The sequence below is a fragment of the Catenovulum adriaticum genome (genome assembly GCF_026725475.1).
GTDB classification, from domain to species: domain Bacteria; phylum Pseudomonadota; class Gammaproteobacteria; order Enterobacterales; family Alteromonadaceae; genus Catenovulum; species Catenovulum adriaticum.
Genome location: NZ_CP109965.1, coordinates 747,273 through 767,404, shown reverse-complemented (window position 1 = coordinate 767,404; position 20,132 = coordinate 747,273). Strand labels below are relative to the sequence as shown.

The window sequence follows — 20,132 nt, the reverse complement described above, 5'->3', positions numbered from 1 at the left end:
TACCTTAGCTCAAAGCATTCATTAGCAGAAGATTATAGTTGTGTGGTCATATCTTAAAAATAATTTGATTAAATATTGTGAAAGCGGAATTCCCAAAGGTGCCGATCAAGAGGCCATGCGAAGGATATTTATCCTTAATTTATTCTCGTTAGTTGGTGCTAGCGTGACTGCTATTATGGGTGGCAACGCCTTAATTCATGACAATTACCTACTCGCCAGTAGTTTATTACTGGCTTGTATATGTTTTTATGGTGGTCATTTTTACCTAAAAACAACTCAACATCACAAAGAGCCTGCCACAGGTGTATTAATCGCCTTATCTAGTTTAATGCTCTATTTAATCTATAGTGGGGGGGTTGACAACACGGGGCCACTTTGGATTTATATCATTCCACCCGTGGCACTTTTTTTAGGGGGCTTATCTGTTGGGCTTTTTAACATTTTTGTATTCATTAGCCTAGCCATATTACTGATGTTTTATGATAACGGCGCTTTGTTAGCCACTGAATATAGCGTTAGCTTTAAACTCAGGCTTATATATTCATTTTTAACGGTCACCTTTTTATCTTACTGTTATGAGTATTCGCGCAAACTTTCTTTAAATAATATTAAAGAATTAAGTGAAAAATTTGAAAAAATGGCAAAACACGATGCACTCACGGGTTTATCTAATCGAAGAGATATGATGGATAAAATTCAAATTGAATATGCCCGAATTTCTCGCTCGCATAACACTGCCTGCCTATTATTATGCGATATAGACCACTTTAAACAGGTTAATGATAACTATGGTCATGAAGCTGGAGATATTATTTTAACGCAACTTTCAACACACTTTAAAAACATGGTTCGCCAACAAGATGTAGTATCACGCTGGGGAGGCGAAGAGTTTTTATTTTTATTACCCGATGCCAACTTAAACAGTGCAGAAGCTGCGGCTGAAAATATTCGCGAAAAAATAGCCGACATTCAGTTTAAAATCGGCAAAAGCTCGACGAAAATCACCCTGAGTATAGGCGTTTCAACCCTTTCTGAAAATCGGTCAATAACAGACAGTATCGGAAAAGCTGATAAATTTTTATACAAAGCAAAACAAAATGGCCGCAACCAAGTTTGCAGTTCAAAGTCTGTCGCGCTCAATAAAAATACAACTAACTAAAACAACTCAATATCATTTTGGTTATTATTAACGAGCAATAAGGCTTTAAATTGTTCTAGCGCTTGTTCTGGAGAGTGGCCTTGCATTATTAACTCAAACATTTGATGCTCGGCTTGCATTGTGTATTGCTGCCGTATTTGTTCTCGTAAATCTAACCAGCCATCCGGTAACGTTAAATGAGCATCATCTTTTAATAAATCGGCTAGTCCATTTAAACTAGTTGTAACATGCTCTAATCGCTGGCAAAGCCTATCATAAAACTGAAATGCCACAATGGCTTCGTTAATTTGTGATGACATGCTTTCAGCTAATCTAATAATTTCTTGATTGCCTTGTTCAGCTTTATCTTCTTTTGCCAAATTTTCTACTTTTATACAAAAATTGGCAAGTTTTTGAAATGATTCCGTCAGCGTATCAATTGAATTATCACCTTCGGTTAAACTCATATGAATTTGCGCGATAGATAACGCTAATAAGTTAGTAGTTTCTGCTCTGTGGCACCATTTTTCATCTTGAGATTGCGGCTTGTTGTATGACATTTTGTTTCCTTTCAAGGCCTTTAAATAAATTTACGCAAAGGTTATCCAAAGTATAACTGCAATTTACAATTAAGAAAGGCGACAAGCTAACTTTATAACCCGTATGAAAATTAAGCATTTTATTGATTTTTCAGACAACTTAGCTCAGGATAATAACTTTGCATTAATAGGGAATATCAACATGCTCAACTGGGCTCAACTTTTAAACGGTTTACGCCGAAAAGATATTCACGGACAAGGGAGCCAAACCTTATCTGCTAATGGTCGCATTGAGTTAGAGCGCGACTATGATCGCATTTTATTTGCTACACCAACAAGGCGCATGGCCGATAAAACTCAAGTGTTTCCACTTGAGCGCAACGATAGTGTTCGTAATCGCCTGACTCATAGTCACGAAGTGTCTAGTTTAGCCCGCAGCATTGGCATCCGCCTCGCGTTTGACTTTAGAGAACAAGTATTTTCACAACACGCTAGTCGTGAATTGGAACGTTGTGTCCCTGCTTTATTAGCCGCCATTGGCTTAGCTCATGATTTAGGTAACCCCCCTTTTGGACATCAAGGCGAAATCGCCATCCAAAATTGGTTTAAGCGCCACCAAGAAAACATTTTTGGCACTATCAATCATCCCGACTCAGAAGATTTTATTAACTTTGACGGTAACGCTCAAACCTTTAGGCTGGTCACACGCTTACAGGTTTTAAACGACAAATTTGGCCTAAATTTAACCTATGCTACGTTAGCATCAATGATTAAATACCCAATTTCCAGCCAACACTGTAAAGCGTATGGCTGGAAAAAATCAGGCTTTTTTCAATCAGAGCAACATATTGTTGAAGATGTTTGGCAACAAACCGGGTTAGCAGAAGGCATTCGCCACCCATTTACGCTTTTAATGGAAGCCTGTGACGATATCGCCTACTCAGTTTTAGATGCGGAAGATATTGTTAAAAAAGACATTGCCTCCTTTTCCGATATAGTCGATTTTTTAGAGCATCATAATCCAGATGATACAATCACTAAAAAAATATTAACCAGCGCTAAGCAGAAAAACAAATCATTTAAAAATTCAAGTATTAGCCCAAAAGAGCTAAATGAAGTTTCAATGCAAATGTTTCGAGTATATGCAATCAGTGCTATGATCCAAGCCTTATTAGAAACGTTTGTAAACGACATTGACAAAATTTTAGCTGGTGATATCAAGCCCGGTTATGAACTGTTAGATAACAGCGCAGCGAATCAATTTTGTAAAACCATGAAAAAGTTTGACAGCATTCATGGATATCAACATAAATCTGTATTGGAGCTAGAGCTTAAAGGCAATAACTACATATCCGGTATTATGGATATGTTATGGCTAGGCATTGAAAACGAGCAACACGAAAAAAATCACAGTTTATTTGGCAAATATGCTTATCAGCGTATTTCAGAAAATTATCGCCGTATTTTTGCTGAAGAAAGCCATGTTAGTTTAAATTACCGAAAAGCCCAGTTATTAGCGGATGCCGTATCCGGAATGACAGACAACTATTTAATTCAATTATACAATGAGCTACAACATTTAAATGACTAAAATTGCTACATCGTCTTCAATTTTACGTCAACGAATTCAACGCTTTTTATACGCCCCGCACAATGCTGGGCGACTTCAGGTAGCCCAACTGGTTGAGCAACTTTCGCATGGGGGCCCCGTTTATTTATTTGGCGGTGCAATTCGAGACTTTGCGCTGGACGGTATTCGCTATTTTAATTCGGATTTAGATTTTGTTGTGCATTGCCCCGCTCCTGAATTGGCAAAAATAATGCGCGATATTAAACAGTCGCATCCAGTACATACCAACAAATTTGGTGGCTACAGAGTTAAATGCGATAAATGGTGGCTAGACATTTGGCCACTTGAAGAAACTTGGGCATTTAAACAAAACTGGGTTAAATTGACTCAGCCACAAGCCTTATTAAAAACAACCATCACAAATTGGGATGCCGCTTTATTTGACTTATCCAATCAAAAATTATTACTTGCGCCCCACTATTTTGATGATTTAAACCAAGGCATTTTAAAATTAAATTTATCCCAAAACCCAAACCCACAAGGCACTTTGCTTAGGCTCCTGCGCTGCTTGATATCCAAGCCTGTAACATGGTTAGATACGCATTTATTTGAATATTTATCTACTTGCTTATCCCCGCCTCAAATTGCACAATTAAGGCAATACGAAAAGGTTCAGTATTCAAGCTGCTATTTAGCTCAAATATCTGATGAATTAATTCAATTACAACTTTCACAGCCAATATCCGCTTCAGGCTTAATTGCGAACCGTTTATATCAACTTAATTTAGAACTGGATTACCATGATTAAAAACCGTTATTTACTATTGGCCTTGGCAGGCTTATTTGCGCTACTGACTTTTTTATCGTTTTATTTTTATTGGCAGGAAAACGGCCAAATGTTAACCGAAGAAACGGAACAAGCCCGAGTTGATGGCGCCCAATATGCTAAAACAAATAACCAACAAGCTTGTTTAGATACAGTTATTGATAAAAGTCAGAGTTGTCGAGATTCAAACTGTACCGTTGCTCTAAAAAACTTTTTAAATAGCTGCTTTAAAAATGCAGAAAAAAGCCCTGATATATGTAACAAAGTGCCGTCTAATCACGACTATATGAATAAAGTAAGCTGGACAGTTTCCACTTGCCGAAAAGCCAAAGTTCGTAATGGAAATTGCACCAACATCATTAACGAAATGCCTTTATTATGCGAGATAAAAACGCGACATTAATCCGCTAAACAATCTGGCTCACAACATATTGCGTAAAATAAGCAGTCTTTTTGCGCAATAACCACATGGCTGGTTGCCATAAAAATGCGTAGTGGCTGTTTGGTATACAGCTCGCCATTTTTGCAGTATAACAACTGGCTTGATTGAGCTTCACCAGCTTCGTTTTTTACCGCAAAAGCATCCGTGCCAACTCGGCTCCAGCCAATAAAACAATCCGCCCGGGTTACCCCCATATTATGCTGTTCAATATCAGCGACTAAAGTGACATCTACATCAGCATGCTGATGCTGAGCAAAAGCCAAACTAAAGCCAGACAAGATCTCTAACCTAAGCGGATGCTCTATAATATCGATTAATTTAAAATGATGACCACTAAATAAGTCGTCGGCTGATAAATACTCAACTAATCCCTGATAGGCCATTTCATGTGCTTGTTGATCTTTAGCCCCGCCACACTCAATAGTGACAATGGGGCAATTAAAATCTTGCTCCATTAACGCGCCTAATTTAAGGCGCGTGTAAATCATCGTTTGGCAAAAAAATGAAGCAAGCGCTTGTGCCTGCATATCAATTCGCGTTGCCACACTAAAAGGCGGACTGGCAGATGACGTATTATGCATGTCTATCACCGCTTCTGGTTTTACTTCTAAAATAGCTTGTTTAATACTTGCTGCCCTAATTTGCGCTGGGCTGGCTTCATTTAGCTGATCAGGTAAAATTGCAAACTGACGGTTTAAATCAGTTTCACCATCCACATAGCGTAAATTAAAATAAGGCTCGCATTTAGAGGCCTCAACCGAGGCAATCACAAAGCGTACATTGCAATAAGCTTGTTTATCTGATTTTAACCAACGATGAATCGCATAAAAACTAGAAGGCTCATTGCCATGAACAAGCGCAGATAGCACCCGCGTTTTATGGCAATGTATGCCTTTTATATCAATCACCACGCCAGTAGTGAGTTCACTTAACCAAGCCTCGGCTTCATCCGGCAAGGATTCGCGTTCAAGCTTAATGTACCTAAGTTTATTTAATTCAATTTCCATATCCGCTCCCATTGACTAACCGCTTGATTTGATTTTGATAACCGAATGTAATCTTGCAGCATTTGTCGGCAAGCAACCTCTCTAGCAACTTGAGGCTCATAATGCTGCTGGTAGTGTGTTTGATATTCATTTTGATAATACTCAACACAATTTAATTGCCAGCGTGCGCCTGTCATGCCGCTGCTTAATCTGTTTTCAATCACATTCAGGTAGTGCTTTGCTTCATCTTGCCTGATTCCTAAATCAACTAAACCTTGTTGAGCAATCGCTAAATAGCTGCGGATAATTTGACTTATCGGCTGTTGAACTAATTTATACTGCTCCCAATCTGGCCACATGATTTGAGCATCTAGCCCTTGGTGCGCGGCGCGATAAAAATTATAATCGGCAAAATCAAATGGCATCATTGCAATAATTTGCGGGCTTTGATTTCTAAGGCCGTAAGCTAAACCTATCGCAAACGCAGCATTAGCTGTCATATCAATACAACTTGGGCCTGCCGGTAAAGCTCTAAGTTCTATCCGAATATGCCCTTTATCATTTGGGCAATAAACCGGACGATTCCAACTCCAAATCGTGCCCATATGTAAATTTAATTCAGCTAATTCCGGCAAAGTGCTGGTCGCAGTGTCTGGCTCAGTTAAATAAGGCAATAAAATAGGATATAAAGCCACTGCCTCGGCATATATTTGCCAAGCATCTTGTTGCAACCAACCACAGGCTAAATTTACTCTAGACGGTAATTTATGCTGAACCATATCTGGTATCCGACAATCTAGCGATTGCTTTAGCAGGGCAATGCGTGTTTCTTGCCAGCCTTTTTTAGTTAAAAAAAAGGGCGAGTTAGCACTAATAGCGGTAACCAGCGGCTGGGTTAACAAAATAGCATTATAAACTTGTGCAAATTCATTATGCGGTACCATCATATGCACCTGAAACGAAGTATTAGCCCCTTCGGCTGTCACATCATTTAAATCTAAGTGAATGTTTTCTTCGCCATGAATATCAATTTTAAAGGGCGCACCGCGTGCATTAGATAATTGCTGAGATAACAATTTATACCTGAGTTGATCTGTCATATTAGCAATATCAATATCACCCGCCTTTAAGTTAGGCAATATACCAATAGCGGCATAATCTAAATTAAGCTTTTGAGTCACAGATTCAAGCTGAGCCAATTTATGTAGCATGGCCGATTCAAGCTGACTAAAAGGAGTGCCAAGGGCATTCACGGCGGCTAAATTAAGCTCTAAATTATATTGATTAATTTCAAACTGAAATAAAGGATCATCCAGCTTTGTTAAAACGGCTTCACTTTGATTAGCTACATAGCCTTGTTTATCGACTAAATAAAGCTCTAACTCTGCCCCTATTTTTAAAGGCAATTTGCCAAAAGCAGGCGCATTTATAATCTGTTTAAGCTGTTTTAGTTGTTCAACAAGACGCCTTCTAAATTGAACAAAGTCTGAGTGAGAAAAATGCTGCTGAACAATTTTTTGACCCATAACATTCCCTCAGCCAATAAATAAGCTAAGTATAGTCAAATATACTTGCACTTACTTTTTAGATCACAATAATATGCGCTATGATCGCTCCGCTAAGACAGGGAGTATGAACACCCTAAAATTATAATTTTCCGATAGTGGACAAAATATGAGTGAAACGCCTCAAGACAGGCTCAAAAGAGCAGTAGATAATGGCCGAGTGATTCGCGAAGTAAAAAGCTTTGTTGTACGCCAAGGCCGATTAACCAAAGGCCAAGAGGCCGCCATTGCCCAATACTGGCCGTCAATGGGGTTAGAGCACCAAACCAGCGTATACAATTGGCATGACGTGTTTGGTAACGATAACCCGGTTACCTTAGAAATTGGGTTTGGTATGGGCGGTTCGCTTGTTGCAATGGCAAAAGCAGCACCTGAAAAAAACTTTGTCGGAATTGAAGTTCACCACCCAGGGGTTGGCGCTTGCTTAAAAGAAGCAACCGATGCAGGCTTAACCAATTTACGGTTAATTTCACACGATGCGGTTGAGATTTTAAAAGATTCGATTGCTAATAACAGCTTGGATACAGTGCAATTGTTTTTTCCTGATCCTTGGCATAAAAAACGTCACCATAAACGCCGTATTGTACAACCTGAATTTGTTGAGCTGTTACGTCAAAAACTTTCTATTGGCGGTGTATTTCATATGGCTACTGACTGGGAAAACTATGCCGAACATATGGCAGAGGTGATGAATGCTGCGCCTGGCTATAAAAACGTAGCCAGCGATGGTGATTATGTGCCTAGGCCAGAACACAGACCTTTAACTAAATTTGAAAAACGTGGCCAAAATTTAGGCCATGGCGTGTGGGATTTAATCTATAAAAAAGTAGATTAAATTTACGCAACCGTAACTCAGTTTAATGAATGCGTTTTTAATACATTAACTAACAGATTGTTACGGAATTAACCTTAAAACAAAAAAAGCCGCTCAAGTATGAGCGGCTTTTTTATTGTTTAACAAGCTAAAATTAACCGATAAGTTTGTAGCTTAACCCTGCATTTCTTCAAGCTCTTTACCTTTGGTTTCTTTAACCAACTTGAAAACAAAGACGGCTGAAATAGCTGCCGATATTGCATAAAAGCCATACGAGCCTGCCAAACCAACTGAACCTAACATAATTGGGAACGTCATTGTGATTGCAAAATTTGCAACCCATTGGAAAAAGCCTGCAACAGCTAAACCTAATCCTCGAATGCGGTTAGGGAACATTTCGCCTAACATTACCCACATAATGGGGCCCCAAGACATATTAAAGAAAATAACATACAAATTAGCAAAAATAAGCGCTAGCGTACCCATAGAATCAGATAATTGAGGCTGACCACTTTCACCTATTGTGGCAGTATTAAAGGCATAAGCTGCAACAGATAAAGTCACCGCCATGCCAATTGAACCAATCATTAATAATGGTTTACGACCAATTTTATCAACTAAAGCAATTGCGACTAAACAAGCGCCAATACTTAATGAACCCGATAAAATGTTAATAAATAGCGAATCGCTCTCTGAAAAACCAACCGATTGCCACAATACCGCACCGTAATAAAATACCACATTAATGCCAACAAACTGCTGGAAAATCGCAAGACCAATCCCAACCCAAACAATGGGTCTAATTTTGCTCGTAGCAGAGTCTAACAAGTCAGACATTTTAGGTTTATCTGACGATTGCGAAACGGTATGTTGAATTTCAGATAACTTTTGCTTAGCTTCTTGCTCACCATATAAACGAGTTAAAGTAGCTAGGGCTTTTTCATCTTTATGACGAGCAACTAAAAAGCGAGGACTTTCAGGAATTAAAAATAACGCTAGCAAAAAGATACTAGCCGGAATTAACTCAACCCAAAACATCCAACGCCAAGTTTCAAAGTTAAGCCACAACGGATTTAATGCCGAACCCGAAATATTCGCCAGTACATAGTTACTTAAAAAAGCAGAGGTTAAGCCCGAGATAATGGCCACTTGTTGAATAGTAGACAAACGGCCTCTGTAGCGTGCTGGTGCAACTTCACTAATATAAGCAGGTGTCATTACACTGGCTGCACCTACTGCTAAGCCACCAACAATGCGGTAAAAAATAAACCAACTAGAATCCGTTGAAATACCTGTACCCCATGCTGACAATAAAAACAAAAGAGCCGCAATAATTAACATAGTTTTGCGGCCATAAACATCAGCTAACCGACCTGCCGCAGCAGCGCCTACAGCACAACCTAGTAACATTGACGCAACATTAAAGCCGGTATTAACTGAGTCAGAATTAAACGCAACCTTAATGCCTTCAACCGTTCCGTTGATCACGCCACTATCGTAGCCAAATAAAAAGCCACCTATTGTTGCAATGCAACTAATCAAAATAATAAATGCTTTGTTTTCTGCTTGTGTGCCAACAAATTTACTATTTGCTGTTTGTTCTATTTGTGCCATTGAAGTGTCCTATGATTATTATCACAACAAAATTTAGAAGATAATATAACATTTAACATGAGCTTGTTAATGTAAAATATAATAACTTAGTAATAATATTTCATAAAAGAACCAAAAACAATCAAATTAAACCAAATTAAGCCCACCACCTGCCATTATAATTTTTCCCGTTAAATACGAGATCTCAAACAACATAGCCGCAATACCAGCAATATCTTCAGGTTCTGCGTATCGTTTCATAGGCGATTTATTTTTCCATAATGTCTGAGCGTCTTCCAATTGTCTGTCATTGGCGTATTAACCCCAGAACTATCGCGTTAACACGAATGTGTGGAGAAAGATTAAACGCCAATAATTTGGTCATATGGTTTAATGCAGCTTTACTTTCCGAATAAAGAACGGATGCACCTTTGGGACGAACGCCTGCATGTGATTGGGTCTGTTGATTTTTTGGGTGCAATATTGTTTAGATTAAAGCTTAACAATAAAACTTACCATAAACTCAAAACACATACACAAACCAACGCACGTATTTTGACTATATTCATGCAAATTGCCGTATTTCAGTGCAAAACGTTTCACCAATATGAGCCCATGCTGAATGAAAACCGCTAAAATAACCGCCTACAGCTTTAAAATAAGCATTAGGCGCACTTTTTGCTTAGCCTTATTTAAGTGATCAATAAACCTGTTAAGAGCATATGCAAAATCAATATAAATCAAATAATAGCAACGGATTAAAAGTTTTATTATTAATAGAACACCCTCACTATGACCATGATTTACAAAATGCATTATTGACCTGTGGTTATCATGTTTATCCAAGGCTAACGACTTGCTCAATATTAAAAGTAGTTGATGAGGTCATTCCTGATGTCATTATTTTAGATGTGGACAAACTCAGTAACGAAAGCATTCATAGTTTAGTTATTCTTAATCAAATTGATCCTAAACCTATGGTGGTTTTTACTGAATTTTCAGACCAAATTATGATCCAAAAATTACTTAACTCACAAATTAATGCTTATATTGTTGGCGACAAACTGCCCCATCATGTGGGCCCGACAATACAAGTCGCCATCGCGCGGTTCAAACAAGTACAATCATTGCAAAGTGAGCTTATCGAGACCAAGCGCAAACTCGATGGCCGAAAATGGATAGACAAAGCCAAAGGTATATTAATGCAGCATAAAGGGCTGTCTGAAGATCAAGCATATAAAACGCTGCGAAAAATGGCGATGGACAATAGCCAAAAAATGGACGATGTCGCTAAAAATATTGTGTCTGTGATGCAAGCTGTCAATTAAGCCTGTTTTGGCTGCCAATAATGTTATAAAAATTAACCGGATTTAATTTTGAAAAGGGTATAATATTCCGCAGGATAAAAATATTACTTGGGCGTGTTGATCTTTGCTGTATAAATTTTGTTCTAACTAAACGCTTTTTAATCGCGGCGCTGGTTTGTAGGCCTAGCGGGCTAAGTCAAAAACCAGCAACAAAGAGTAAAAAGCGTTTAGGACGAACCCTTCGGGCAGCGTTTGTGCGGCATTTCTACTGCCTCAGCACTCATTTATGTAGAACAACTACACTACAATCGTGCTTCATTGTATAAATACCGCACAACTCGCTGTAAAATCATACAGAAAAGATCAACACGCCCTAATAAACGGAGTTAGTATGCATACCCTTTCAAAGCTGGGCAAGCTAACAAAATGGCTAGCCATTGGCTTAATTATTTTAGCGATTGTAATTGCCATTTCAGCCAAAATTAAACACTACCAAAGATTTAAAGACAATAACGAATACCGCGGCGCAGATATAGTTAACAACAGTCAGTTTTTAGATAACTATCAAAAAATATATCCAAGCCCAGATTTTAAAAATTGGGAAACAAGTAAAAATTGGCAAGGTTGGTCGCCAGCGCAAAGCATGTGGTACTACAATGCCACTCAAGGGTCAGATTTATTACCTTATGACTTTTTCTTAAGTTTAGAGCAGTCCAACTCTCAATCTCTTTTTCGCGACAACCAACATATTGATCAATTTAGATATATTCCCCAACAAAAAACCAAATTAAACCCAGATGCTCTCCCATTAGGAATGGTGAAAGATGAATACCAAAATAAAAGCTATTTAGGGTTTACCTGCGCCGCCTGTCATACCAGCCAAATCGTTTATCAAGACACCGCAATTAGAATTGATGGCGGGCCTGCTATGGCTAACATGGATGGTTTTATGCGCGAGTTAGAAGTTGCGTTATCCATGACTTTAAATTCAGCTGAAAAACAACAACGCTTTGTTGAGCGCGTATTAGCGCTAGATATTAATTATGATAACAAAACCGCTATCGTTAAAGATTTAGCTTTTTACCAGCTACAAATCAGCTTATACAATTATATTAATACCAGCGACACTCATACGGATACGCTAGGTTAGATGCGTTTGGACGTATTTATAACCGCGTATTGCAGCACGTTATCAACAAAAAGCAACTCACAGCTGTCATTGAGCAAAGCTTTGACGCCGAGATGGCAGCACAATTAAAGCAACAGTTAGCTCAGCAATTAATTAGCTCTACCGACATGGTGCACCTATTTGATAAATTAGTTTCAACTTTTCACTTAACGGCTCACAATAATCAATTACCTCAAGACCTGGCCAAACTCAAAACGCTTAAACAAGCCCTATTTAATCAACCAGATGCACCTGTTTCATATCCATTCTTATGGGATATCGCGCAGCATGATTATGTACAGTGGAATGGCATAGCGGCCAATTCAGGCGTAGGGGCCATTGGCCGAAATTCAGGTGAAGTCATGGGCGTATTCGCCACATTAGACTGGCAAGAAACCGATCGTTCTAGTTTGGCAACTTGGATTGGCGGCCAGTCAAAACAAAACGAAAATGGTAAATTAATTAACTTTCGCTCTTCTATTGATGTGGATAATTTACGTTTATTAGAATCTCAGTTAGCGGAACTTACCTCACCAAAGTGGCCGGAAACCGTTTTACCTAAAATTGATCAGCAAAAAGCAAAACTCGGTAAAAAATTATTTAACCAACATTGCCAAAGCTGTCATCAAAACATTGAACGCGACAACCCATCACGCAAAATTGTCGCGCAAATGACCCAACTCGATAATATAAAAACCGACCGGAAAATGGCGTTAAATGGTGCAACTTACCAAGGTAAAAGTGGCATCTTAGAAGGCATTTATTTATCTACCGACGTGGGCAATATATTGATTCAAGAAGAAGCCGCCGTTGCCAGTATATTAACCTCAGCCACCAAAAATGTTGTTGCCACACCAGACCCAGATAAATGGGCCCCAACCCGCTTTTTTAACTGGATTTACAACTTAATGGTTACCGCATTTGATAACACCATAAAAAGCAGTGTGAAACGCGGCGACTATCAGCCTGATACAACCCAAAATCCGTATGCATCTTTACTGGCTTATAAAGCTCGGCCACTCAATGGTATTTGGGCAACGGCTCCTTATTTACATAATGGTTCAGTGCCCAGTTTATACGATTTACTACTGCCTAAATGTGAAGCGGATAACGATATACAAACCCAATGCAGGCCAAATCAATTTACCGTGGGTAGCCGATATTATGATCCCAAAAAAGTAGGTTTTATTAGCAGCGGTTATTTAGGTTTTGAATTTAAAACCGACAAAGTCGCCAATAGTAATGCCGGACACAATTACGCGACAACGCAGCTAAGCGATCCGCAAAGATGGCAATTAGTTGAATACATGAAAACACTATAAACAAGCTACCCCTTCTTAACACCAGGTAACACCAGACAAAAAAATCCCCTCAAGCCGCACAAACTTGAGGGGTACACTTAGGAGAACACATATAGTCCCTTGCGGGTTATTATTATAAAATTTTTAAATTGACCTAAAAAATTGAATAACTTGGTTCAAACCAATTTAGGGTATTGTGTCTAAATTAATCAACCAATAACAATTAAAAGCATCAATATTCAACATTCGGTCAAAATATCGACATTCGTTTTTACTAATTCAATTTTTAAAATGCAATTAGCTACTGTATCATTAACCGTTCTGCTTAAGTCCATGCCATAGTTAACCTAAAAGCTTGCAGGCGTTTATTTTTATTAGTAATTTATAACTAAAAAATAAGATAAAAATTCACACGCGTTTGCTAACACGTTAACGAATACATTGAATTTATAGGCTTTAAGTAAAGTTTAATCGGTTGGTGGAATAGCTTGTTTTAATATCAGTTTGAATACCGGTTTAACTAAGTATTAAGATAAAACAGCCATTAAAAATCAATTTGTGATTCAACAATTCAGGTTAGTTAACCCCTAATTATGCAAAAATTTATTTATAAACCGCCCCAAGCGCCATTACAAATAATCTACCAAGACGATGCCTTACTGGTTATTAATAAACCCTCTGGTTTGTTGTCTAACCCCGGTCGTGCACCCGAAACTCAAGATTGCGCACTAACCCGATTACAAAAACAATTTCCCCAAGTTTTTTTAGTTCACAGGTTAGACTGCGAAACATCAGGCATATTGCTATTTGCAAAAACCAAAGCAGCCGAAATTCACCTCAAAAAACAATTTGAAGCCAGACAAACTCAAAAAACTTATTTAGCCGAGGTCGCAGGCACACCACAACCGTTAAGCGGCATAATGGACTGGCCGTTAATCGCCGATAAAACGCGGGTGCCGTTACAAAAAGTGGCGTTAGATTCAGGAAAAAAAGCACTCACTCATTATCGTGTTTTACAAATTCATCCTGCATCGAGTTTAATTGAACTCAAGCCTGTTACCGGCCGCACTCATCAACTGAGAGTTCATTTGTTAACTTTAGGACATGCTATTTTAGGTGATAATTTCTATGCGCCAAAATCAATTAAAAATGCCAGTGACAGATTATGTTTACATGCCATGCATTTACAAATTACCCACCCAGAGACAAATCAATTAATCGAGTTTCACTGCCCTGCTAACTTTTAAAAATAAAGGCATAACAAGATTAAGTGTAACCTTAAAATACAAATAAAGTGACGCATTAAGATAAGTTAAACAAAAAAGCCAAGCGGTTTGCATCGCTTGGCTTTTCTTTTTATTTTTTATTAAAACTGAGTTTAACGCTGTACAACAGACTCAAACAACTCAAAATAATTAGGGAAGGTTTTAGCCGTACACTTAGGATCATTAATAATCATAGGGTTAGCGCCCATGGCCGCTAACGAGAAACACATTGCAATTCGGTGATCATTATAAGTATCAATCGCAGCGGTTGTGATTTCAGTTGGCGGCTCAATAACAATATAATCTTTACCTTCTTCAACCGTTGCGCCTACTTTTCTTAACTCAGTTGCCATTGCATACAAACGGTCGGTTTCTTTTACTCGCCAATTATAAATATTACGAATTGCCGTAGTCCCTTTCGCAAATAAAGCAGCGGTGGCAATTGTCATTGCAGCATCTGGGATATGATTTAAATCAACATCAACCGCTTGTAAAGGGCCTTGTTTAGTCACTTGAATGTACTCATCGCCCCATTCAACCTGCGCGCCCATTTGTTCAAGCACTTCTGCAAATTTAGCATCACCCTGCACACTTTTTAAACCTACGCCATTAACCTTAATCGTACCGCCTTTAATGGCCGCAGCAGCTAAAAAGTAAGAAGCAGAAGATGCGTCGCCTTCAACTAAAACTCGACCGGGTGATTGATAAGTTTGATTACCTTTAACTTTAAACGTTTGATAATTGTTATTTTCAACGTCAATGCCAAATTGCTTCATTAGATGCAAGGTAATTTCAATATAAGGTTTTGAAACTAACTCACCTTTTACCTTAATTTCCATATCACCTTGCGCCAAAGGCGCCGCCATTAACAACGCGGTCAAAAATTGGCTCGAGATACTGCCATCAATTTCAACCTGTCCACCTTGCAAACCACTGGCCTGAATTTTAAGCGGTGGGTAATCTGTATCTTTTAAGTATTCAATATCAGCACCAACTTGTCTGAGTGCATCAACTAAGTGACCAATGGGGCGTTCAAACATTCTTGGCTCACCGGTTAACGTAAATTCACCTTCACCCAAACATAAAGCCGCCGCTAGCGGGCGCATCGCCGTACCTGCATTACCTAAAAATAATTCGGCGCTGCCATTATATTTAATTGCACCAGCTAACCCTTGAACCTTACATTCACTTTTATCGGCTGATAACTGATAATCGACGCCTAATAACTTAAGCCCGTTTAGCATGTGGCTAATATCTTCACTGTCGAGCAAATTAGTAATATGAGTTTCACCTTTGGCTAACGCGGCTAATAATAAAATTCGGTTTGATAAACTTTTAGAGCCGGGAATGGTCACTTCGCCACTAACATGTGAAATAGGTTGAATTGTAATGCTTTGCATGGAGGCACTCTTAAAATATGATACAGGATAAAAATGCGAGCAATTATAACGTGAGCGCGCGCATATTGCACAAGCAAATCACACTAAATAACTCAATTTAGGTGAGTTTTTAAGCAGTTAATTTAAATATAAGCAAAGAATTCCAAATAGCACTTGATCAGCGCCGCTTAATATGGATAATGCGGGCTTCACATTATGGTGGCCTTGTTGGTTCCCCCGCAATGATAGTTTGTGAATTTGGTCAGGCCCGGAAGGGAGCAGCCACAGCGAATGACTCATGTGCCGGGGTGTAGCTGGCTCGGCCACCACCCTCAATTTTTATTTTTTGTTGATCCAATCATCCCCTGAAAAATTACAAGTATCATTTTATAAAAACGCTTTGTGGCTGATATTATATTTATCTTATATCTAAATTTATTACATTTTAGCAGAAACGCAAACTCAATATAAAATAGCGACTGTTAGGTGCTAAAATCGGAAGTTCAAGCATTTGTTATTTAATGTCGGCTGGCTGGTGATAAGCAGACATTAACGCGACTCAAATTTTGTATATGAGGTAGGTTGGCTAAGCCAGAGGCGCACCCAACATTTTGGCAGGATTGACTAATTTGTTGAGATTCACTTCGTTCGATTCAATCTACGTGGGTTTTAATGGATTAATACGAAAACAAGCTTGTGGTAAAACCGCTCTAAGAGAGCCTATATATGGGTTTGTTGTAGACGATGGTGACCTGACAGCCATAATGACATACGAAGTAGATTGTTTTGCTGATTAACTTGGATTCGACAACCGAAAAGTTGCCTAAAAGATCATTATTACCTATTGACCGCTGGGTGGCTTATATGTTTTACGTGGTATTAATTTTAATCGAATTTATGTTGTTTTCTACGTCCTCTTGTACTGAGATTAGAGACTCTCTAATAATTGATGAAAGTATATAAGTGTCATCGTATTTTTCAAAAATCGATAAAACCTCGATTATTAAGCTAATACACTCGCTTGGGCTAAAAAACTGTTCTGGATTTGAGTATTTTCCAAGTTTAGTGCTTTTATGATGAACCCAGTGCCTTCGGAGTTTGTTAAGTGCTTCTAATTTGAAGTATAGATCGCTTTTTTCAATTTCTGGCTGATTCAAATATGTTTTAGCTAAATAGACAAAGCGAGCCAATGGTTGCTTACATTTCTTATCTGCTCTATCTTTAGACTCTTTTTCGAATAAATAATCATAGTAAAACGCTTCAAGAATCATTGCTGTGAAAGTTTGACAAATTAAATAACTATTATTCCATTTATCACACTCTTGAATTGGTATTTGACCATTATATTTTTGATACTGAAGTTTAAAATACTCTGCTCTTTCAAACTCTTGGCTAACAAGTACTTTTAAAAGCTTATCAATATTAGATGCTCTTGTTTGTTTAATTTCTCCATCAACTTCTTTAAACATAAAACATCCTCACTTTATAGAATTACTGCAAAACTTTGTAAATCACATAAAACACTTCAGTATTCATGCACACCTAGTTTGTGTGAATAAATCATTTTTTGAACGGGCAAACAACGCTGTTGTATGGTTTATGCTAGAGACATTTGCTTTTTCAAGCTGAGTCGATATACCAAATTCATTCCTTGTGATTTGCATTTTATCAATCCATTTAACTTGAGTTTGCGCGTTGAATTAACGGTAATTTAAGCCAATTAGCATACTTATTGCAACTTTATTTTTATAGGCTCAACAAGGCTTTACCTAACCTAATGGGTTTTGTTTTTTATAGGCTTTATTACCCTAAAAGCTTTAGCCAGTTAATACTGGCTCTGTTAACTTTCGGGCTTGGTAATACAGCTTTAACTCGCCTAATTTGCATTTAGTGCATGGCCAATGCACTACTTTGTATGGCTTTGGTTTTGCTTTGCTGATTTTTTGAATTGAATTTGTCACGCTATGCTTACCTCAACATGGCTGGTGATAAGCAGACATTAACGCGACTCAAATTTTGTATATGAGGTAGGTTGGCTAAGCCAGAGGCGCACCCAACATTTTGGCAGGATTGACTAATTTGTTGAGATTCACTTCGTTCGATTCAATCTACGTGGGTTTTAATGGATTAATACGAAAACAAGCTTGTGGTAAAACCGCTCTAAGAGAGCCTATATATGGGTTTGTTGTAGACGATGGTGACCTGACAGCCATAATGACATACGAAGTAGATTGTTTTGCTGATTAACTTGGATTCGACAACCGAAAAGTTGCCTAAAAGATCATTATTACCTATTGACCACTGGGTGGCTCGGTAATCCCCATATTTTTAGGCATGGCGCACTATGAATAGTGGAAATAAAGATACCGCAAGAGCAGTTATTGGTTTTTTAAGTGTTAAAAAAATTTGCACATTAATCGTCAACCCGCTTTAATATTACTCTGCTCGAGTTGGCGTTTCCCAGTTTAACAACATTTTATTTAGTAGCTCGTTTAGTTGTTGCTTTTCAGCTGGGGTCAATGCGTTGTGACTGGCTTCTAATTGCTGTATTTCAGGCATAATTTTTTCAACTAAAACTTTTCCGGCAGGTGTTAATTGTACCCATTTGCTGCGCCTATCTTGTGGGTTATCCAAGCGTTCAATAAACCCTTTCGTACTAATTCTATGCAATACTTTTGTTAACCCACCCGAACTAAACAACATTGACTGAATCAATTCAGTTGGTGTTAAACAGTAAGGCTTACCACTTCGCCGTAGTGCAGCTAGTACACTAAAATCGGCTTGTTGTAGCTTATATTCAACTAATACATTGGCGATGTCTTGTTGTAAGTATTCTTGCAAACGATGGATTTTAACTAACTCAGGGTTAAAGTGTGAGTTAATTTCTGGCCAGTTTTTTTGAATGTTGGTGATGAAGTGAGTCATAGTTTCACGTTTGTTGTACATAAAAGTTTCCAATCTAATATAAGCTCATTTTCAGTTTACCTTGCCAGAAAGATAAATACCAAATATTATCTTTCCGGTAAGATAACTGGAGCCATGAATGCCAAACCCAATCCCTCTAAAATTAACCATACTGCTTGCTTGTATTTTTGCGTTATCGCCGCTCGCCATTGATACTTATTTACCTGCCGTTACCTTAATTGCAGATGATTTAAATACACAGGCTGAGCTTGTCAGCATGACAGTGAGTTTATATGTAATGGGGTTGGCATTTGGGCAATTAATAGGTGGGCCTTTATCTGATAAGTATGGTCGTCGTCGGCTTATGTTAATCGGTTTACTTATATTTTCGTTCGCATCTTGTTTATTAATTACGGCGCAAAATGTTGAGCTGCTTTGGCTATATCGTTTAATTCAAGCTTTGGGCGGTGGTATTTCTGCTGTGTGTGTGCCTGCTATTATTCGAGATCATGTATCGGGTGCTCAGGCAGCTAAGCTTTTGTCGTTTATTGCTTTACTAATGATGTTAGCACCTGCCATTGCACCTAGCATTGGGGCGGGTATTTTAAAATTTACCGATTGGCACGGCATTTTTATCTTTTTAGCGTTTTTTTCGGCCATGACTGCACTTGCCACTAAATTGATACTCAAAAAACCGAGAAAAGATAACGCCAAAAGCTTACAAAAAATGTCATTTAAACAAATATTAAGCCACCCGCAAGCTTATAAATATGTGCTTGCTCAGGCTTTTGGTTATTCGGTTTTAATGATTTTTTTGGCTAACTCCCCGTTAATTTATATGGAATATTTTAAATTAACATCCAGTCAGTTTTCGATGGTATTTTCGGTTAATGTTGTCGTTATCATTTTCAATAATAGATTAAACAGCTTTTTGTTAAATAAGTTTGAACCTGATACGTTATTGAAAGTATTTTTTGCAATGCAAATAACAGGGGCACTTATCTTATTAACAGGGGCTACCCTTTTTCCACATCAAGTTGCTTTTTCTATCATAGGATTTGCGCTGTCGGTTGGCGCAATTAGTGGAATTGGACCTAATGCACAAGCTTGTTTTTTAAATTATTTTCCAAATAATTCAGGAGCTGCATCGGCCACTTTTGGTTTTATTCAATATGCCTCTGGCGCTATTATTAGTGCAGTTGTCAGTTATTTTTATAATCAAACTTTGTGGCCAGTCAGTATTACTATTGCATTTTGTGCTGGGTTTTCAATGTTTGCGATTCATTATTTAGGCAAAACGCAACTTGTAAAATAGCATTGCTTTAAATAATGAAC

Annotated in this window: 21 protein-coding genes and 1 other RNA gene; 11 read left to right on the top strand and 11 right to left on the bottom strand. The window is 38.2% G+C overall.

Features of this window, described 5'->3' with window-relative positions; all coding sequences use genetic code 11:
- Window positions 1-115: 115 nt before the first annotated feature.
- Window positions 116-1,159 carry a GGDEF domain-containing protein gene (locus tag OLW01_RS03425; protein ID WP_326498597.1) on the top strand — a complete coding sequence of 348 codons (1,044 nt, stop codon included), beginning with the start codon at window positions 116-118 and terminating at the stop codon, window positions 1,157-1,159.
- Here the strand turns inward: OLW01_RS03425 and OLW01_RS03420 are convergent.
- Window positions 1,156-1,698 carry a hypothetical protein gene (locus OLW01_RS03420; RefSeq protein ID WP_268075219.1) on the bottom strand — a complete coding sequence of 181 codons (543 nt, stop codon included), beginning with the start codon at window positions 1,696-1,698 and terminating at the stop codon, window positions 1,156-1,158. The two genes, OLW01_RS03425 and OLW01_RS03420, sit on opposite strands and share 4 nt — an antisense overlap.
- A 103-nt stretch (window positions 1,699-1,801) precedes the next feature.
- On the opposite strand from OLW01_RS03420, the gene dgt reads away from it, so the two are divergent.
- The 3 genes from dgt to OLW01_RS03405 are packed head-to-tail and all read left to right on the top strand — an operon-like array spanning window position 1,802 to window position 4,476.
- Window positions 1,802-3,268 (top strand): dGTP triphosphohydrolase, encoded by a 1,467-nt coding sequence (dgt, locus tag OLW01_RS03415; RefSeq protein WP_268075218.1) that lies wholly within the window; start codon window positions 1,802-1,804, stop codon window positions 3,266-3,268.
- The gene (locus OLW01_RS03410) at window positions 3,261-4,055 is read left to right on the top strand and encodes a nucleotidyltransferase family protein (protein WP_268075217.1); all 795 of its coding nucleotides are present in this window, start codon (window positions 3,261-3,263) and stop codon (window positions 4,053-4,055) included. Before dgt ends, OLW01_RS03410 begins: the two co-directional genes overlap by 8 nt.
- Entirely contained in the window at window positions 4,048-4,476 is a 429-nt protein-coding gene (locus OLW01_RS03405) for a hypothetical protein (RefSeq protein WP_268075216.1), read from the top strand. Before OLW01_RS03410 ends, OLW01_RS03405 begins: the two co-directional genes overlap by 8 nt.
- Here OLW01_RS03405 and OLW01_RS03400 read toward each other — a convergent pair.
- Both OLW01_RS03400 and OLW01_RS03395 read right to left on the bottom strand, forming a co-directional pair.
- Window positions 4,473-5,522, bottom strand: a complete 1,050-nt coding sequence (locus OLW01_RS03400) for a M14 family metallopeptidase (protein ID WP_268075215.1) — start codon at window positions 5,520-5,522, stop codon at window positions 4,473-4,475. The genes OLW01_RS03405 and OLW01_RS03400 overlap by 4 nt on opposite strands.
- Entirely contained in the window at window positions 5,507-7,027 is a 1,521-nt protein-coding gene (locus OLW01_RS03395; protein ID WP_268075214.1) for a glutamate-cysteine ligase family protein, read from the bottom strand. The genes OLW01_RS03400 and OLW01_RS03395 overlap by 16 nt, the downstream gene beginning before the upstream one ends.
- 148 nt (window positions 7,028-7,175) lie before the next feature.
- On the opposite strand from OLW01_RS03395, the gene trmB reads away from it, so the two are divergent.
- Entirely contained in the window at window positions 7,176-7,901 is a 726-nt protein-coding gene (trmB, locus tag OLW01_RS03390) for a tRNA (guanosine(46)-N7)-methyltransferase TrmB (RefSeq protein ID WP_268075213.1), read from the top strand.
- Window positions 7,902-8,054: 153 nt separating this feature from the next.
- Here trmB and OLW01_RS03385 read toward each other — a convergent pair whose 3' ends face one another.
- The 3 genes from OLW01_RS03385 to OLW01_RS18470 form a co-directional block, all read right to left on the bottom strand.
- Window positions 8,055-9,494 carry a sugar porter family MFS transporter gene (locus tag OLW01_RS03385; RefSeq protein ID WP_268075211.1) on the bottom strand — a complete coding sequence of 480 codons (1,440 nt, stop codon included), beginning with the start codon at window positions 9,492-9,494 and terminating at the stop codon, window positions 8,055-8,057.
- Window positions 9,495-9,620: 126 nt separating this feature from the next.
- Entirely contained in the window at window positions 9,621-9,773 is a 153-nt protein-coding gene (locus tag OLW01_RS03380) for an SDR family oxidoreductase (RefSeq protein WP_268075210.1), read from the bottom strand.
- Window positions 9,774-9,780: 7 nt separating this feature from the next.
- On the bottom strand, window positions 9,781-9,954 hold the full coding sequence (locus OLW01_RS18470) for an SDR family NAD(P)-dependent oxidoreductase (RefSeq protein WP_428980173.1): 174 nt from the start codon (window positions 9,952-9,954) through the stop codon (window positions 9,781-9,783).
- A gap of 241 nt (window positions 9,955-10,195) precedes the next feature.
- On the opposite strand from OLW01_RS18470, the gene OLW01_RS03375 reads away from it, so the two are divergent.
- The 4 genes from OLW01_RS03375 to OLW01_RS03360 all read left to right on the top strand — a co-directional run bounded on the left by OLW01_RS03375 (window position 10,196) and on the right by OLW01_RS03360 (window position 14,496).
- Entirely contained in the window at window positions 10,196-10,801 is a 606-nt protein-coding gene (locus tag OLW01_RS03375) for an ANTAR domain-containing response regulator (RefSeq protein ID WP_268075209.1), read from the top strand.
- A 370-nt stretch (window positions 10,802-11,171) separates the two neighbouring features.
- The gene (locus OLW01_RS03370; RefSeq protein ID WP_268075208.1) at window positions 11,172-11,930 is read left to right on the top strand and encodes a di-heme-cytochrome C peroxidase; all 759 of its coding nucleotides are present in this window, start codon (window positions 11,172-11,174) and stop codon (window positions 11,928-11,930) included.
- 29 nt (window positions 11,931-11,959) lie between these two features.
- Window positions 11,960-13,270, top strand: coding sequence for a di-heme-cytochrome C peroxidase (locus tag OLW01_RS03365; RefSeq protein WP_268075207.1), 1,311 nt, complete (start codon window positions 11,960-11,962; stop codon window positions 13,268-13,270).
- A 572-nt stretch (window positions 13,271-13,842) separates the two neighbouring features.
- Window positions 13,843-14,496: an RluA family pseudouridine synthase gene (locus OLW01_RS03360; protein ID WP_268075206.1), complete on the top strand. Its 654-nt coding sequence runs from the start codon at window positions 13,843-13,845 to the stop codon at window positions 14,494-14,496.
- Between the two features lie 131 nt (window positions 14,497-14,627).
- Here OLW01_RS03360 and aroA read toward each other — a convergent pair whose 3' ends face one another.
- Window positions 14,628-15,914, bottom strand: coding sequence for a 3-phosphoshikimate 1-carboxyvinyltransferase (gene aroA, locus OLW01_RS03355; protein ID WP_268075205.1), 1,287 nt, complete (start codon window positions 15,912-15,914; stop codon window positions 14,628-14,630).
- A 205-nt stretch (window positions 15,915-16,119) separates the two neighbouring features.
- Here aroA and ffs point away from each other — a divergent pair.
- Window positions 16,120-16,216: signal recognition particle sRNA small type (gene ffs / locus OLW01_RS03350), an RNA gene on the top strand.
- Window positions 16,217-16,762: 546 nt separating this feature from the next.
- Here ffs and OLW01_RS03345 read toward each other — a convergent pair.
- The 4 genes from OLW01_RS03345 to OLW01_RS03330 form a co-directional block, all read right to left on the bottom strand.
- A complete protein-coding gene (locus OLW01_RS03345) occupies window positions 16,763-17,362 on the bottom strand; it encodes a hypothetical protein (RefSeq protein ID WP_268075204.1) in 600 nt (199 codons plus the stop codon).
- Between the two features lie 63 nt (window positions 17,363-17,425).
- Window positions 17,426-17,557 (bottom strand): hypothetical protein, encoded by a 132-nt coding sequence (locus tag OLW01_RS03340; protein WP_268075203.1) that lies wholly within the window; start codon window positions 17,555-17,557, stop codon window positions 17,426-17,428.
- Window positions 17,558-17,710: 153 nt separating this feature from the next.
- Window positions 17,711-17,854 (bottom strand): hypothetical protein, encoded by a 144-nt coding sequence (locus OLW01_RS03335; RefSeq protein ID WP_268075202.1) that lies wholly within the window; start codon window positions 17,852-17,854, stop codon window positions 17,711-17,713.
- A 475-nt stretch (window positions 17,855-18,329) separates the two neighbouring features.
- A complete protein-coding gene (locus tag OLW01_RS03330; protein ID WP_268075201.1) occupies window positions 18,330-18,839 on the bottom strand; it encodes a MarR family winged helix-turn-helix transcriptional regulator in 510 nt (169 codons plus the stop codon).
- A 97-nt stretch (window positions 18,840-18,936) separates the two neighbouring features.
- Between OLW01_RS03330 and OLW01_RS03325 the strand changes: the two genes are divergently transcribed.
- Window positions 18,937-20,112, top strand: coding sequence for a multidrug effflux MFS transporter (locus OLW01_RS03325; RefSeq protein WP_268075200.1), 1,176 nt, complete (start codon window positions 18,937-18,939; stop codon window positions 20,110-20,112).
- Window positions 20,113-20,132: the final 20 nt, after the last annotated feature.

Excerpts from the sequence above, each read along its gene's own strand:
- dgt (WP_268075218.1), top strand. The coding sequence starts at position 1,802 with ATGAAAATTAAGCATTTTATTGATTTTTCAGACAACTTAGCTCAGGAT.
- OLW01_RS03375 (WP_268075209.1), top strand. The coding sequence starts at position 10,196 with ATGCAAAATCAATATAAATCAAATAATAGCAACGGATTAAAAGTTTTA.
- OLW01_RS03400 (WP_268075215.1), bottom strand. The coding sequence starts at position 5,522 with ATGGAAATTGAATTAAATAAACTTAGGTACATTAAGCTTGAACGCGAA.
- OLW01_RS03385 (WP_268075211.1), bottom strand. The coding sequence starts at position 9,494 with ATGGCACAAATAGAACAAACAGCAAATAGTAAATTTGTTGGCACACAA.
- OLW01_RS03345 (WP_268075204.1), bottom strand. The coding sequence starts at position 17,362 with ATGTTTAAAGAAGTTGATGGAGAAATTAAACAAACAAGAGCATCTAAT.
- OLW01_RS03395 (WP_268075214.1), bottom strand. The coding sequence starts at position 7,027 with ATGGGTCAAAAAATTGTTCAGCAGCATTTTTCTCACTCAGACTTTGTT.
- OLW01_RS03410 (WP_268075217.1), top strand. The coding sequence starts at position 3,261 with ATGACTAAAATTGCTACATCGTCTTCAATTTTACGTCAACGAATTCAA.
- aroA (WP_268075205.1), bottom strand. The coding sequence starts at position 15,914 with ATGCAAAGCATTACAATTCAACCTATTTCACATGTTAGTGGCGAAGTG.
- OLW01_RS03370 (WP_268075208.1), top strand. The coding sequence starts at position 11,172 with ATGCATACCCTTTCAAAGCTGGGCAAGCTAACAAAATGGCTAGCCATT.
- trmB (WP_268075213.1), top strand. The coding sequence starts at position 7,176 with ATGAGTGAAACGCCTCAAGACAGGCTCAAAAGAGCAGTAGATAATGGC.
- OLW01_RS03420 (WP_268075219.1), bottom strand. The coding sequence starts at position 1,698 with ATGTCATACAACAAGCCGCAATCTCAAGATGAAAAATGGTGCCACAGA.
- OLW01_RS03325 (WP_268075200.1), top strand. The coding sequence starts at position 18,937 with ATGCCAAACCCAATCCCTCTAAAATTAACCATACTGCTTGCTTGTATT.
- OLW01_RS03330 (WP_268075201.1), bottom strand. The coding sequence starts at position 18,839 with ATGTACAACAAACGTGAAACTATGACTCACTTCATCACCAACATTCAA.
- OLW01_RS03360 (WP_268075206.1), top strand. The coding sequence starts at position 13,843 with ATGCAAAAATTTATTTATAAACCGCCCCAAGCGCCATTACAAATAATC.
- OLW01_RS03425 (WP_326498597.1), top strand. The coding sequence starts at position 116 with ATGCGAAGGATATTTATCCTTAATTTATTCTCGTTAGTTGGTGCTAGC.
- OLW01_RS03340 (WP_268075203.1), bottom strand. The coding sequence starts at position 17,557 with ATGCAAATCACAAGGAATGAATTTGGTATATCGACTCAGCTTGAAAAA.
- OLW01_RS03405 (WP_268075216.1), top strand. The coding sequence starts at position 4,048 with ATGATTAAAAACCGTTATTTACTATTGGCCTTGGCAGGCTTATTTGCG.